This is a genomic window from Microcoleus sp. CAWBG58, from assembly GCF_020883045.1.
Lineage (GTDB): Bacteria > Cyanobacteriota > Cyanobacteriia > Cyanobacteriales > Microcoleaceae > Microcoleus.
Map to the genome: position 1 here is coordinate 48,917 of NZ_JAHRFA010000026.1, position 15,401 is coordinate 64,317.

Annotated in this window: 13 protein-coding genes and 2 pseudogenes; 4 read left to right on the forward strand and 11 right to left on the reverse strand. The window is 45.6% G+C overall.

The features are described from left to right. Positions 1-355: 355 nt before the first annotated feature. The 3 genes from panD to ggt form a co-directional block, all read right to left on the reverse strand. Positions 356-799 (reverse strand): aspartate 1-decarboxylase, encoded by a 444-nt coding sequence (gene panD / locus QZ918_RS13930; RefSeq protein WP_293335994.1) that lies wholly within the window; start codon positions 797-799, stop codon positions 356-358. Between the two features lie 851 nt (positions 800-1,650). Beyond that, a complete protein-coding gene (locus QZ918_RS13935; protein ID WP_293335996.1) occupies positions 1,651-2,580 on the reverse strand; it encodes a choice-of-anchor L family PEP-CTERM protein in 930 nt (309 codons plus the stop codon). 413 nt (positions 2,581-2,993) lie between these two features. Next, complete coding sequence (ggt, locus tag QZ918_RS13940; protein ID WP_293335998.1) at positions 2,994-4,721, reverse strand: gamma-glutamyltransferase; 1,728 nt, start codon at positions 4,719-4,721, stop codon at positions 2,994-2,996. A 1,898-nt stretch (positions 4,722-6,619) separates the two neighbouring features. Here ggt and QZ918_RS13945 point away from each other — a divergent pair. Both QZ918_RS13945 and QZ918_RS13950 read left to right on the forward strand, forming a co-directional pair. Next, entirely contained in the window at positions 6,620-7,651 is a 1,032-nt protein-coding gene (locus tag QZ918_RS13945; protein WP_293336000.1) for a glycosyltransferase, read from the forward strand. A 361-nt stretch (positions 7,652-8,012) separates the two neighbouring features. Beyond that, positions 8,013-8,786: a DUF1350 family protein gene (locus QZ918_RS13950; RefSeq protein ID WP_293336002.1), complete on the forward strand. Its 774-nt coding sequence runs from the start codon at positions 8,013-8,015 to the stop codon at positions 8,784-8,786. 15 nt (positions 8,787-8,801) lie between these two features. Here QZ918_RS13950 and QZ918_RS13955 read toward each other — a convergent pair whose 3' ends face one another. Then, complete coding sequence (locus tag QZ918_RS13955; RefSeq protein WP_293148340.1) at positions 8,802-9,311, reverse strand: ATP-binding protein; 510 nt, start codon at positions 9,309-9,311, stop codon at positions 8,802-8,804. Positions 9,312-9,422: 111 nt separating this feature from the next. Beyond that, positions 9,423-9,554, reverse strand: a complete 132-nt coding sequence (locus QZ918_RS13960) for a hypothetical protein (RefSeq protein WP_293336003.1) — start codon at positions 9,552-9,554, stop codon at positions 9,423-9,425. A gap of 291 nt (positions 9,555-9,845) precedes the next feature. Here QZ918_RS13960 and QZ918_RS13965 point away from each other — a divergent pair, with 291 nt between their 5' ends. After that, positions 9,846-10,982, forward strand: a complete 1,137-nt coding sequence (locus QZ918_RS13965) for a PP2C family protein-serine/threonine phosphatase (protein WP_293148344.1) — start codon at positions 9,846-9,848, stop codon at positions 10,980-10,982. A gap of 134 nt (positions 10,983-11,116) precedes the next feature. Here the strand turns inward: QZ918_RS13965 and iscB are convergent. The 6 genes and pseudogenes from iscB to QZ918_RS13995 form a co-directional block, all read right to left on the reverse strand. Then, positions 11,117-12,406 (reverse strand): annotated as a pseudogene (iscB, locus tag QZ918_RS13970) (RNA-guided endonuclease IscB). A gap of 247 nt (positions 12,407-12,653) precedes the next feature. Then, on the reverse strand, positions 12,654-12,980 hold the full coding sequence (locus QZ918_RS13975) for an STAS domain-containing protein (RefSeq protein ID WP_293148351.1): 327 nt from the start codon (positions 12,978-12,980) through the stop codon (positions 12,654-12,656). 231 nt (positions 12,981-13,211) lie between these two features. Then, entirely contained in the window at positions 13,212-13,868 is a 657-nt protein-coding gene (locus QZ918_RS13980) for a helix-turn-helix domain-containing protein (RefSeq protein ID WP_293336004.1), read from the reverse strand. Continuing rightward, positions 13,858-13,989, reverse strand: a complete 132-nt coding sequence (locus QZ918_RS13985; protein WP_293148355.1) for a hypothetical protein — start codon at positions 13,987-13,989, stop codon at positions 13,858-13,860. Before QZ918_RS13985 ends, QZ918_RS13980 begins: the two co-directional genes overlap by 11 nt. Positions 13,990-14,032: 43 nt before the next feature. Then, complete coding sequence (dps, locus tag QZ918_RS13990; protein ID WP_293148357.1) at positions 14,033-14,581, reverse strand: DNA starvation/stationary phase protection protein Dps; 549 nt, start codon at positions 14,579-14,581, stop codon at positions 14,033-14,035. A gap of 111 nt (positions 14,582-14,692) precedes the next feature. Further along, a pseudogene (locus tag QZ918_RS13995) lies at positions 14,693-14,959 on the reverse strand (sulfiredoxin); the annotation flags it as partial. Positions 14,960-15,099: 140 nt separating this feature from the next. Between QZ918_RS13995 and QZ918_RS14000 the strand changes: the two are divergent. Next, positions 15,100-15,333: a DUF433 domain-containing protein gene (locus tag QZ918_RS14000; protein WP_006632006.1), complete on the forward strand. Its 234-nt coding sequence runs from the start codon at positions 15,100-15,102 to the stop codon at positions 15,331-15,333. Positions 15,334-15,401: the final 68 nt, after the last annotated feature.

Genomic DNA, 15,401 nt, shown 5'->3' on the forward strand with positions numbered 1-15,401 from the left:
GCCTCGTTTTTACACTACGTACACCAGGAATTTCATAGCTGATGCCAAAAATCCTCTTCGGGACTTACCAGAAAGAATTGGTTGAAAACCCCAAGTCTTTGAGGGAGAAATTAACATCAGACTATTCATTACTCCAATCCTCGGACTTAAGGGTAGAGTTCGCTATCAAACTGTCAACTAAGAGGGCAGGCACGGGGGCACTGCCCCTACAACTGTTAACTCCAACTGTTGAATCCCTGCGATGGAATAAACTGCGTTTTTTCACACAAATATTCGCTGGGAGTCTTGAATATCGGTAACAAACCCGGCTTCTGGATTCCCATGCGTAAGTCCTAATTTTTTTTGCGATCAAATGTTAGGAATTCATTGTTGGTGGTAATTCGGTTGTTTCAGATTGAAACAGGAGTTTCCCCTCGCAGGGAACTAAAGTCTGATAGAAAAACTTTTTACAACGATTGTGTTCATCGGCAATTACTACTCGCGCCTCGTGTCCGATGCGATATACCTCAGCGCGATCGCATTCTTCATAGGCAGCAATAATCACAAAATCTCCAGGATCGCACAAATGAGATGCTGCACCGTTGAGACAAATGATACCACTTCCCGGCTCTCCTGGCAACACATAGGTTGACAAGCGGTTCCCATTGCTAACATTCCAAATTTCCACCTCCTGTAAAGGCAGAATTCCCACCTTATCGATCAATTCATTGTCAATGGTGACACTGCCTACATAATTAACATTTGCATCGGTTACGCGCACTCCATGTAGCTTAGCGTGCATCAATCTAATTCTAGCCATTGTTTTTTTCCTGTACTGTATATGTCAGTCGATTTTGTATTTTATATTTTAGATTTACTTGCAGCATTAAATTTGGGAGCTTGAACTTGAGTCTCGAATCTAAAATTGAAGAATTTCTACTGTCATATAACCAATATATAGCGGTTCTCACAAAGATTCGCGGACGTTGTTGGGAAGAGATCCCTCTTGGTTTCAGCGGTTATACAACCTGCCAGTCATACCTCATCTTTTTGAGAAAGGCTATAGCGATCGTAAATCATTTGTGAACTTCTTCTTGCTCCCTCCCCGCGAGTTCGGGGAGGGTTGGGGTGGGGTAAAAAATCTATGACTCATTTACGATTGCTATAGCAAACAATTTTCTCTAAGAGTAGCTTACTGCATCCTTTCCTTCAGTGTACTACCTAGAATACTTCCATGTCATTGTCCAATCCTTGGATTTTCACACGCTTGAGGTAATTACCTGCTGGGAATTCTCGCTCAATTGTAACTGTTTTGATTGGGGTTAGTGGTTGCCACGCTGAATTAAGAATATCTATAGCCGGCTGCGAATTTTCCACTCCCAAAATCTACCCCAAGAAATGTACAGCAAGTTGGATCTGACTTTTCACCTTTTTAGGCTTTTGGGGGAGGCTTTTCTCACAATTATTATGTCAAAACTTGGAAAATTGATTGGGTTTGCAAACTAATAATTTTACATATAGCGGTTCTCATAAAGATTCGCGGACGTTGTTGGGAAGAGAGCCCTTCTTGGTTTAAGTGGTTATATAAGCTGTCAGTCATACCTCATCTTTTTGAGAAAAGCTATACTTAACGAGCTTGATTTTTTTTTGATTGAACGCTTCGGTGATTGATTATTTCCGGCGGCGCAACTTTCGTCCAGCAGCCAGCATAGCACCTCCCGCCATCAAACCTCCGACCGTCATCGGTTCTGGAACTGGCTCAGCTTCTACCCTCTCCACAGAACTGTCTTTAATCAATACAGCTACCGATTCGGGAATTGTATCAGCTTTTATCGTTCCCACAGAACCGCCTTTAATAAATACAGCCGAATCAAAATTACCGTCGCCCACATCTTTCATGCGGATGCTGAGAACATTTGTCTGATTTTGCTTGAGCAAACCCTCAAACCCTAAAACTTTAGTAAAACCGTCTAGCTTAATGATGTTAGCAGCAATACCTGTCAAACTTGGGTTGTTAATATAGTCGGAGTGATCTGTAGAGCGATTATTTGGTTCTGGAACGAGATTATTAATTGTAACTGTTTTGCCGTCGCTCAATTTTGCTAAGTTACGACCATTCAGCAACAGTTCAAAATCGTCATTGTATTCAGAACCGCCGAACTCAGGAAACTCCTCTGAACCAAATACATATTCAAAAAACAATTTTTCAGCAGTGTCGTCAGCAAAAAAACTGAGGTCTAGCTGAGTTAAATCCCCAGCTTCGCCCTTTACTCCAAAGTCGGTGTTTAGATCGCTGCCGTTGGTCATTAGGTTATCTTTCCGATTCTGGCCCGGTATATCGGTGACTTTGCCAGTGCTGAGAACAACGCCTGACTGCAAACCAAAAGGGTCATTAATAAAAGTACCAAAAGCAGCCTGATTTCCGGTAATTAAAACAGAGAAATCACTCAATCCCGCTATGTTATTTCCTAACAAATTATTTTTCAAGGTCTCAGTGTTATTAGTTGCTCCTACCGAAAATGCCATTACTGGTGATGCCAAAAAGCTCAGAGCAGCAGTCAAGGTAGCTGTTAAGGCAGCAATTTTGTGATAACTTATCATATATTTTTGTTTAAAAGACTAAGATTGTTTAATGTCTAAATTTATTTTTACATTAGATAAGCATCAATGTCTAGTGCCTTTACAATGACTTTACATATACGTAATTTTACGGCTTGGATGGTTAATATTTTGGGTATTTCTTAGCAATTATTCAATCAATAAACTTCAGGATAAAATACTAATACCAAAATATACGTACACAGACTAATAATTTGAGGAAGTAGGCACAGGATACTAAAGAAACCTGGTTTTTATGAGGTTTACGATCGCCCTTGACCAAAGATTTTGCTGAACAACCGGGGTTTTTGGGTAAATCCGCAATTGATATCAAGTGGGGTCGATCGACCTCACCTGATATCAAAACTAATGACTGATGACAAATGACTGATGACTTCTTGACTAATGACCGATCGCTAAAACCCCCTTGCTTCTCCTTCCCCGCGCGGATCGGCAGCCCCTTCCAACCAACCGTCATCAGTCAAGACGATCGCATTCGCGTTTCCCCAGCCGGATCGTTCGACAATCTGGTGTCCCCGCCTCCGCAACTCGTCAAGCGTCGCAGCCTCAAAACCTCTGCTTTCCACCATCAGGCGATCGGGCTGCCACTGATGGTGCACCCGAGGCGCAGACACAGCTTCGCCCACATTCATGTCGTAAACCAACACGTTGAGGACAATTTGCAAAACTGTGGTAATAATCGTGCTGCCTCCAGGAGCCCCCGCAGCAAGGCGAAATTTGCCATTTTCCGTCACGATAACCGGTGTCATGCTGGATAAAGGAGTCTTCCCGGGGGCGATCGCATTTGCCTCACCGCCCACCAAACCAAACAAATTTGGCACTCCCGGCGCAGCAGCAAAATCATCCATCTCATTGTTGAGCAAAATTCCCGTACCCGCCGCCACAACCCCAGCCCCAAAACCGCCATTTACCGTAAACGTCAAACTAACAACATTGCGCTCTTTGTCAACTACCGTCAGGTGCGTAGTTTCCGGCGACTCGTAGGCAAAGCGGCTCAAAGTTTTAGCATCAACAGCTTTTACTTCGCTCGAAGGTTTGGCTTTGGAAATTTCGATTTGCGATCGGCGAAATTTCCCATAATTCCTGCTAGTCAGAGCTTTGACAGGTACGCTGACAAAATCTGGATCGCCCAAATATTCGGCCCTGTCAGCGTAGGCAATCCTCATCGATTCCGCCAGCAAATGTAGTGAATCCGGGCTTTTTCTCCCCAAAGTTTTGAGATCGGTATCGCCTAGAATATTGAGGATTTGCAACAAATGAACGCCACCGGAAGAAGGAGGCGACATCCCGCAAATTTCGTAAGTGCGAAACTTGCCACAAACCGGATTTCGCCAAATCGGCGTATAGTTTTTCAGGTCTTCGAGAGTGATAATGCCACCATTTTTAGCCATGTCGGTGGCGATCGCCCGCGCAATATCTCCCCGATAAAAACTTTGGGGATTTTGTGCAATTTGTCGCAATGTCCGCGCCAAATCTCGCTGTACCAAAACCTCCCCCGGTTGGTATAAAAAGTCACCGCGTGTAAAAATCTCCCGAGCTGCCGGATTCTTGTTAATCGCATCCTTTCGTTGCAGAGTAGCCTTTGTGAAGCGGGAACTTACAGGAAAACCGTTTTCCGCAAGGGCGATCGCCGGAGCCACCACCGCCGCCCAAGGTAACTTACCGTACTCGCGGTGCACGGTATAAAGCCCAGCCACAGTACCCGGAATGCCCGCCGCCAAATGCCCGTCCAGACTTGCCCTTGCCCGCACCTTGCCTTGCTTGTCCAAATACATATCGCGCGTTGCTCGTTTGGGCGATCGTTCCCGGAAATCCAGCGCTTGCACAGTTCCCGTTTCCGCCCGCCGCAGCAGCAAAAAACCTCCGCCGCCCATACCCGCCGAAAAAGGCTCCACCACCGAAATCGCCAAAGCCGTAGCAGCCGCCGCATCCACCGCATTGCCTCCCTGTTGCAACAAGCTGTGCCCCGCAGCGCTCGCCAGGGGGTGAGCCGAAACTGCCATTACCTGTTTGCTGCGCTGCTGCTGCAAGTTTGGCTGTAGCTGCTGGTGGCACCCACCTAACAGTATTACTGTTATGAAACAAGTATAAATACGCACTTTTCCCCTTGACTTTGACAACATTTCCCCCCGCTTTGTCGGTGAATATTACAGTGAAAATTAAATAACATCATCCTAAAGACATAGATTTAATTTCACTTCAGATCAGAATCATTAACACCCACAAGTTTACCCAAATTCAAATATGTTCAGTAGGGTAATTGTTAAACACACTATATTCCAATACCGTTTACTGGTATACCGCCCTGGGGGGTCAAACCCTATGAAAAATAGATATGGAGATTGCTTGGTTCCTCTCTTCGGACTATCTTAAGTAAACCGTATTGCACTATGTTCTAATTTAAATTATCAGAAATATTAAGGATTATCAAAAACACTAATAGCCAAAAGTGTTGCAGATGAGCGGTAAAGATGCTAGCAGAGCTACATTAATTATTTTTTTAATAAACATTCCGATCGAAAATATGGCTATTTTCAAGGCTCAATGTCCTATCTACATAATAGGCTGGTTTTTTTTTATTGCTGATTTACGGTATGAAAAGCTAAATAGTTTTGTCATAGAAACCATTATCCACAAAGCTTTTGGATTTTAAACTTATTTTTTTCATGCCCTGATTAAGCAACGTCGAATTTCACTAATTATAGCGGTTCTCATAAAGATTCGCGGACGTTGTTGCCAAGAGAACCCTATACGTTTAAGCAGTTATATAAGCTGTCAGTTATACCTCATCCTTTTGATAAAGGCTATAGCTATTGGCCTGCTACATATAGCCTACCGAACTCTGCCACTTTCTCGCAGTAGGTGAACAGTTAACTGGACTCAGCTAGAGATTCGACTTCTACAGTAGGTAATTCCCGCCTGTTTATTGACAAATCGACTGGTGCAGAGATTATGTACCAGTCGATTTGTTAATAATAAAAATTGGTTCTTTGCATAGGCCCTCTAAAATGCGATCGCCCTGACAAAAGCCCTCAAAGGATTGAACAGAGGGGAATTCGCCAAAAAAATTAGCTGTCAAATCGGCTGCGATACCCATATTGAGGGTTTTCCCCCCGCTAGGCTGATCCCACTCAGGCTTCCAGCCTGTTATATTGGCTATAGGTAAATAAGCGCAGTACAACTGTATTAATCAAGAGCCCAAGCAAGTAAGTAGCGGAAAACACGACTAAAACCCAAATTTTCCCACTATTCCCTACCGCTTCTAAAAACCTACCTAAATCTACTCATGCCGAACAGAATTACTGCAAGTCCAAGTCTGCGGGGTAACTTCCTCAAGATAAAAAGAAGCGCATTGCTGCTTGCTAATGACTCCGCTTGCGCTCGCTCATCAGCCCTGACCACTTTTCCCCAGTTAAAGTTTGCGACCTTGAGGTATCAGCTATTAAGTTGTAATTAACGATCGATTTGTGTCAGGTGTTTTATGGTTTTCACACCATTTAAGCCTTAACAACCCGCATCGATCGAGCGTAATTACATTCTATTACACCATGTCAATGCAAGTCAATCTCTTCAAAGATGAGTATGTTTAAGTAAAAATAGATAGGTTTTTTGAAGCTGTTTTTACCCACCAAGGCAAGGAGTTTGATATAGGAAGTTAATTTGCTTAATTTCCTGTAATAAAACTTAATAAAGCTGTATAATCTTTTGCGTAAAGCACTGTTGATTCTATGTAGATAGACGAACGCTCGGAAACAGCATCCTATTTTTGCCCTTGCTGGCATACACGTCAGGGGGTGGAAGCTGGAATCATCAAAGCGATCTGGACATTATGCTTTACAACTTAACAGCTCAAATGCGATCGAGCTTTCATCGCACGAGATCCCAGTCAGTGCGTTTGACAGCCAGCAATTTTCAGTTTCAGCGGAAAATCCTTACTTTCTTCGTATTCTAATTTCAGGGGTCATATGTGGCGAAGACTATACTTCAGCGAACAACTACTAAACCAAAACTAATTTAAGTTATGAACAGCCCAAAAGTCAGTGTAATCATTCCTGCATTCAATGCAGCCGAAACCCTGGCCGAGGCCGTTGCCTCCGTAGTTAATGGCAGCCACAAGCATCTAGAAATTTTAATTGTTGATGACTGCTCGACGGACGATACTAGCAAAGTTGGTGCTAGGCTAGCCAAGCAAGATTCGAGAATTAAGTTCTATAGAAATCCCCACAATTATGGGGTTTCCAAGTCAAGAAATTTAATGATCAAGCGGGCAACCGGCAAGTATGTAGCGTTTCTAGACAGTGACGATACCTGGGAACCCAACAAGCTAGAAGTTTGTTTGAAGATGCTCGCAGACAATCCCGAAGTCAAAGCAGTTGCTCACGCTTTGCGGTATTTAGACAAGCATGGCAACAAGTTGAGTTACGTTCCTACCTATCCTACAACTAAAGCAGAAATGCAGGCGATTAAGCAGACAGGCGAAAGTCCTTGGGTTTTCCCGTCTTCTGTGGTAGTCGATCGCTTCATTTTGCTCAAAGAAGGTGGCTTTGCAGAAGATTGGGAGGTAGGAGAAGATACAGAGTTATTTACCAAAATTGCTCAAAAGCACGGCTTGCTAGCCGCGACAGCACCTTTGGGAAATTATCGAATTAGAGGAAACTCTCTCACAGACAAGCACTGGCTGAAAAAGCGCATAGCTTCTGAATGTGTCAAGGAAAACCAACTGCGGCGCTTGCGGGGAGAAAAAGAGTTATCGCTCAACGAGTACGAACAGTTGTGCTTTAACAATTTGCCCCTTTTGCCAAGGCTCAACAAATTTCGAGAAGTTTTGGCACTGCACTACATGAGAAAGGTGGGACAAAGTTGGTTGAATCGGGAGATTGTACTGACTCTGATTTATGGCATCGCTACGACAGCCCTCAATCCTCAAGCTACTCTGAACAAGTGGAAATGGATGAAATCTCACGAGAAGTTGAGCCGTCAAACGACAGAAAGCACCCGTCATGCAGCAGAATTTAATCCCCAGCGATCGTCGGAAGTCAGCGGTTTTTCCTAAAGGCTCTTGTATTTGTATGCAGGTTTTAATCCAAGACGGTTCGATCTGAACCGTCTTGGAGATAAAAGCCTCTGAAAAATAGATACGCTCGATCGCTCTGGCGTCGGGCGATCGCAACAAAGCGTTAACCATCGCCTATAGTGTTATATTCAGCCGCCAGCCTCAACCCGAGCGAGCCGGAAATAGCAGCCTGTGCCCGCCGTGCTATTTGCTGCCAAAACAATTAAAATAAATAATATGTAAGTAAAAAGCCAAGTTTTTTGAATTAAAAAATGGCTAGGAAACCTATTTGTCATGCAGAAAGTAAAAGCAAAAAAGTAACAAAAATTATATTTTCTACCTTTTTACCTAAACTAAATTTATGGACTGGCAAGAAATTTCTGGCAACTGGGTATTAATTCCCTCAAACTCAAAACCGATCGCGATCGTACATTTTCTCGGCGGCGCATTTGTCGCGACAGCACCGCAACTGACCTATCGGTGGCTGTTAGAGGCTTTGGGGAATCAAGGATATGTAGTAGTAGCAACGCCTTTTGTCAATACTTTGGATCATATTGCGATCGCCCGGGATGTCCTCAACAAGTTTGAAAATGCCCTCGATAGGTTGCGCGCCAAGAAATTGCTCAAATCTTCCTATCTGCCTGTCTACGGCATGGGGCACAGCATGGGATGCAAACTGCACTTGCTGATCGGCTCGGTGTTTGACATAGAAAGAGCCGGCAATATTCTGATCTCTTTCAACAATTATGCAGCATCCGAAGCAATCCCGATCGTCGAGCAAATTTCCCCCGTTTTTAACGTAGAGTTTACCCCTTCCCCGGAAGACACCAACCGCCTCGTGCAAGATAGCTATCAAATCCGGCGCAATCTTTTAGTCAAATTTAACGGCGACAACATCGACCAAACTCTGCTTTTAACAGGTCTGCTAAAACAGAGATTTCCCGACATGATTACAGTCCAGACACTGACAGGCAACCATCAAACGCCCTTAGGTCAAGATGTTAGCTGGCCTGTCGGTCAAATTTTTACACCCTTCGACGCTCTTGGCCAATGGGTCAAACAAGAAGTATATCGAGAATTAAATCAATTAAAACGGACAATTCTGCTGTGGCTAAACCCTCTGTCGCGCGTTTAAAAGCCGATGAGCCGATCAACCCAAAAGTTCGTCCGGCAACTGCAAAATATCATCTTCGTCGTCCGTCTCGGGGATAGGAGTATAGTTTTTGACGATCGACAGACAGTTACGACCCTCAGCCGTTCTCGTATAACTGAGACTGTCTGCGATGTCTTTCATCAACTTGAGGCCCCGCCCGCCCGAAGCTTCAGGATCGATCGTTTTCGACATATCTTGAATTTTTTGCTCTAAATCAAAGGGAGGGCCCGAATCCCAAATTTGAATCTCTACAGATTCAGCAGACACCACCACGTTAATCTCCACCGGCAAATCCGGCCGTTTGCCCTCGTGGGCGTGACGCACCGCATTTGTAAAGCCCTCAGCCAAAGCCAACTGACAGCGTATCCACACACTTGTAGGAATTCGCTGCTCGTACAATTTTGCAAACCAGGACAAAACTGGCTCTAAAGCACTCTGGCCAGTATTGACTTGAAGATCCGCTTTCTTTAGGACTTGCAACTTTTGGGAACCTTTTAATTCAATCACGCTCTGCCACTAATAATGATCGTTCCTTAAAATAGAGGCAAATATTATACTGCCTGTACTTTACGTTGTTAACTTTTTTTGCCAAAATGCGGGCAACTGCTAGCGCCAACATCACCCATCCCAGTTATTCAACCGCAGCGTCATTTTCCACTTGCTCGATCGGCTGCTGACCGTGTAAAACCAAGCAAAATTGAATGGGAGTTCGACTGTACTGGCTTGTACTGCTAAAAAAATAAATGTCAAATCGAGTAATTAGCTGTTTACGATACCAGAAGTCGCGCCCCGATGTCAATTCGCGCCTGCTGCCCAAAAAAGTCCATCAAAATTTATGTTCTGAGTATAAACTGGGTGAAGTTCGACCCAACCAAAATTTGCATCAAATTTAAAGGTAAATTGAACTCGATGGCTGGCCGGCAAAAGCATTTACCTGAAAAGCGATGTTATTAGACTATACTCAATCTCAGACAATCGCCCTCACAGGATACATTTTAAATGACCCCCAGACCTTTGAAAGACTTGTAGTACCCGAGTGCCATGTTTCAAATTCTGGTTATTGACGATGATACGGCTGTTCAAGAACTGCTGAGAAGAACCCTGAAAAAACAGGGTTACGAAGTGACAGTAGCAAGCAATGGCGAAGACGGCGTGGCCCAGGCGCAAAAATTGCGTCCGGCGCTGATAATTTGCGATTGGATCATGCCGCGTTTGACGGGCATTGATGTTTGCCGTCGAGTTAAGGCAGATCCGGAACTGTCAACTACACAATTCTTTTTGTTGACTTCTTTGGGTTCGATCGCCGATCGAGTCAAAGGGCTTGACGCCGGTGCCGACGATTTTATCTCCAAGCCGATCGAACTCAACGAATTGCAGGCGAGAGTACGCGCAGGATTGCGGCTGCACCAACTCAGCCGAGATTTGAAAATTGCCAAGCAAAGCCTGGAAGCAGAGTTAGCCGAAGCAGCGGAGTACGTGCAATCGCTGCTACCCGATCCGATGACGGAACCTGTCAGCATCGAGGCAAAATTCATTCCGTCCCGGCAGTTAGGCGGAGATTGCTTCGACTACAACTGGCTGGATGCCGATTATTTGGCGATTTACTTGCTCGACGTAGCCGGTCACGGTTTGCGGGCGGCACTGCCTTCTGTGGCGGTGCTGAATTTGCTGCGATCGCGTGCACTGCCCAACATTGACTACTACAAACCGAGCGATGTTTTGCGGGCCCTCAATACCACCTTCCAGATGAGCTACCAAAATGACAAATATTTCACCATCTGGTACGGCGTTTACAACCGCATTACTCGCCAGCTAACTTACGCCAGCGCCGGCCATCCCCCGGCCGTGTTGATTTCCCAGTCCCCTGCGAGCACTGCTAAAATCAAGCAATTAAAAACCCCCGGAATGCCAGTTGGGATGTTCCCCGACGCCCCCTATGTCGATAATTGCTGCGATGTCGAGGATTTAAGCACTCTCTACATCTTTAGCGACGGGGTATACGAGATTCACCAACCTGACGGCAATATCTGGGGGCTAGACCCTTTCATCGACTTGCTAGCATCTTACAACGGTGCAACTGCCGACCAGTTAGAACTCGTTTTGAACTACATTCAAAAGTTGAACGCTAAAGCAGTTTTTGATGATGATTGGTCTTTGCTGAAGATCAACTTTGGCTAGCTGACATCTTGGATCGCATTTGCAACCAAATGGCAAGAAGGCAGCAGCCAACTCAATTTGGCAAGGGGTCGCCCGTTATACCCGTAGGGTTAACGGGTGGGGAATTGCTACTAGGAAATAAAAGCGAAGCAACATTATGTTGAAAAATTGTACTCATAGCCATCAGAAGAGTGAACGGTCGTCAAATACTTGGGATGAACATCAAATCGTCTGTCAGGCAACAGCAACATAAAACTTGGTCTAAACCTGATAGCAATTCGTCCCGTGTATTTTCCTGCATATTTACCAGAGGGAATATCGGCTTTAACAATGTCCCCAGTGGTAAACCCCATATAAAATTTAGCTTTTGGTGCATGACGTGCAGGAAAACCGTATTTATCGGGTCGGCATCTCTGTCTAGTTCCGTGTCCTTTTGCAGTTACCTTGAGAGGCTTGATTCCCCGAACTAATAGCTATTCTGGAGTAGAATCCCCTACACAAGTGGCATCTGTCCAGTGCTGCTTCTCAATCCCTCTGGTTTGACGATTAAACTTTGTCCGACCACCAGAACCTATTTCTACAGGCAAGTCTGTAGATTGAAGCCTTCTATAAAGTTCCCAACGAGTAGTATTAACAGCAGCCGCATCTTTAAGTGGTGATGAAGCTTGAGCTAAAACCCGCTTGAGAAGTAATGGTTTTTTCTTCAGGAACTCTTCGATAGATTTGTTGCCCTTGGCTTGGTTACAGGAATGACAGCTAAGACAAAGGTTACTGACTCTGTTAGAGCCTCCTTTACTTCGAGCCAGGATATGCTCAATTTCAAATGGGACATTCTCAACGCCACAGTAAGCACATTTCCTGTTCCACTTTTGGAGCAAATACTCTTTAACCTCAAACCCAAATAGCTCACCCCGTTGGTACTCGATCCCACTAATTTCGGGGTTTTGCATTTGTTGTAGGTCAAATCAAACTAGCTCTTGGGAAATTGCGGTAATTGGGCAGATTTTTCTGATGCGCTTCACCCAGGTTTCAATGTTAGCAATTCGACTTTCAAGAGACGGTGGCAGCCAGCCATGTTTGCGGGTTCGGTTTAAGCAACGAGGTTTGCGGTAACGAGTTTTGCGGTTGCGGCGACCCCTTCTTAAAGACCTGCGAGACTCGATGGAGTCTTTAATCTGCTGCCCTCTGTGAGTTATTTCAAGAGCATTTGTAACGCGCCCTGTTGGCTCTTGAACGACAGCAAAACCAGTCGTTTTGCTGCCGGGGTCTATTTTGATGCGGTGCGGGTGAGTTGTTGATTCTTCAAGGGTTCTGTCTGGTAGCACGATGGTGAAAGGGCAACGTTTAAATACTTGAGCCCTCCCTTTGTTTAACAGTTCTCTCGCCCGCGCTTGATGGCAGGGGTCGAGAGGTTTTAGGTTTCGATCTAGTACAAAAACTCGCATTACTTTGAGCCTCTCATTACTGGTTAAGTTTGCCTCGACAATGTTATTCAGTCTTGTTAGGTACAGCTCACTGGCTTAACTCATTACACCTGTTTAAAGCTGTACGAAAGAGCTACAAACTGGCACGTATCTGTAGGTTTCATGAACCCAATAACGTAGTTCTTCCGAACTGAGTCTGGTCAAGTTAGAGCTTCTTATAAGCTCCCGTCATACCCGGAACGGGTTGACGGTGAGTTCTTGACAAGAGTTAGTTAGTGGAGAGAATTTTGCTATTAAAAGCATCCCGGGTAGGAAAGATCTCGAAAACTCGATCCATGCTGGTGAGTTCAAATAAAATGCGGATTTGCTCGTTGATAGAACAGACGACTAATTGACTCCCAGCGGCCCGGACTGTTTTGAGCGCCAATACTAAAGCGCCCAAACCAGAACTATCCATAAAAGTCACATCTTGGAAGTCTATCAATACCACATCGGCTCCCGCTTCCACTAGGTCGCTAATCTCTTGGCGGAATTGACTTGCTTTGGTGCCGTCTAAAATGCCAGAGGGCTGAATAATTTTAACTACAGGACTCATATTTTGCGATGGGAATGTCAGAATTGCTAGCCAGACTAGGCTAAGTATAGCTGCGAGATGGACTCCGATCCAAATAAGAGAAAGGGAAAATCAGAGAACGGGAGAATATTGTTGAGTGCAAGAGATGGCGCTCTTTGCGGATGGGAACGCTGATGGGACTCGCAGCGCTGTACCACCGCGAGCGAATTGTGAGATGGGGAAAATTTTTGTTCTGCTGAATGCAGAATGGCATCAAACTAAGCTAACTTTGGCACGGTAGAGGAGTTTATCGCCTTGTGTATAGCCTGTGTAGCGGACTTTGACGGGTTCTCCGGCCTGGGCTGTTCCTTCGATGAGCTGGTGCTGTTGCGGGTTGTAGGGAATCTCTGCTCCGACAGGGGCGATCGCCTCTATGCCCCAATGCTGCAATAACTGCTCGACGGGACGCAGCAACGGCAGCAGTTTCTGGGCCCGCAAATTATGATTTTCCTGAGCTTTGCTCGCAGCAGTCGGCCATTGCAACATCCAAGATTCCAAAATTTGCACGCTAGCAAGCTGGAATTCCTGCATCAAAGATTCTCGCTGCTGTGCGATCGCAACTTGGAGGCGCTGATATTCTTGTTCTAAGGCTGTGGGTGGTGCCTTTTCTAGGGCTGTGGGTGGTGCTTTTTCTAACTCTACAAAGTCTGGCGCCAAGGTTGCGAGCAGTTCAGTTAAGGAAATTTGCAAAGCTTGACTGATTTTGAGCAGGATGTCGGCTCGGGTTTTCAAAGCTAAGCCGCGACGCAGGCGGATGACCTGAATTTCGGGAACTCCTGCTTTTTGGCTGAGTTCTCGATCGCTCGAAATCCCGGCCTGTTGCATCAGCCGTTGCAGTTGAGGAGCATAATCTGGAATATTAGCTGCCACGAAAATTCATCCAAATCAATAAATGGACATATTCTCGATCGTAAACTGTCACGAGCCTTAAGGAAATACATCTTTGGGGCGGGTGAGCAGCAACTGCCCACAACAGAAGTGGCACAGGCATGGAGCCTGTGGCGGGCAAGATGCCCACCCCACAACAGAAGTGGCTATTTGACGGCAACTTTCTGGGCGACGGCTGTTGCAGTTGTCGCAGAACCTTGCAAATGTGCTTCTAGGAACCACAAACGCTTGTCAATTGCCCGGGAGATTTCGGTGTACAAGTCGGCTGTATCGGCGTCGCCGAGTTCTGATGCTTTATCGATCGCAACTCGTAGATGTTGGGCGTAGGGTGCGTAGCGATCGGCTAAAGCAGTGACGTATTCCTTACCATCTAGAATGTCGAAAGGAAATTCTGGCAGGATCGAATCTGCGGCTGCTGTGCGGGCTGTTCCGACAGCTAAACCGCCCAAAGCAGTGACTCGTTCGGCAACCGTATCGACGTATTCTTCCAGTTCTCCCGCCATTTCGTCAAACAGTAAGTGCAACTGGTAGAAATCCATGCCTTTGACGTTCCAGTGAGCTTGCTTGACTTGAGTTTTTAAGTCCAGAGTAGTTGCTAGCGTGGCGTTGAGCAGCGCGACTATTTGAGAGCGGGTGGCGGCTGACATATCGATGCGCGTCGGGTAAAGGTGTTGTTTGTGGTTGTTGGTTGTCATAGGTTTTTAGGTTGTGGGTAGTGATTGTCGATCGAATTTCTGAGACTGTTTTGACAGTTTTGGCAGTTTTGACAGTTTTGGGCGATCGAATATTTGCTTCTCGTGAATTGGTCAGGCTAGGTGCATCTGCAACACAGCACGGGGAGCTCGGCGGATTTTGCACGGGATAGTTTCTAAACCGAGACGCTGGCAAGCTTCATACCGGTGGCAGCCAGAAAATCCGTAATACTGGCCATCTACTTCTAGCACGTCGATGGGTTCGTTTAAACCTACCTCGCGGATGGATTCCATGAGGGCGGCTACTTTAGTTTGGTCGTTGACTCGGGGCAGGGGACGGCGAATCTGGTTGAGGGGTATGGCTTCGATCCTCATGGCGGCTCTCTTTTTTGCTTCTTGTTAAATCATACTCGTAATGACTTCGACTTGGCAAGCAAAATCAGCACTGAGGCAAAAATAAGGTTTGGACATGATTGCTCGGTAAAATAGAGACAAACCAAGCAACTTGCAGGCAACCCCTGATGAACTCAACGACTGGCTTGTTAACTCGCATTACCCAAACCCCCGGTCAGTGTGGTGGTCGTCCCTGCATTCGAGGAATGCGAATTCGAGTCACCGACATCTTAGAAATGCTGGCTGAGAACGTCAGCGTTACTGAGATTTTAGAAGATTTCCCTGACTTGGAGCTTGCAGATATTCAAGCTTGCTTACTGTTTGCTGCACGACGTACCGATTTCCCAAGACTGACGGCATGAAGATGGGGTCTACACTTTTCAAGTTTCGAGGTTTCAAACTATATTTTCCCTTGTCAATTGTCCATTTA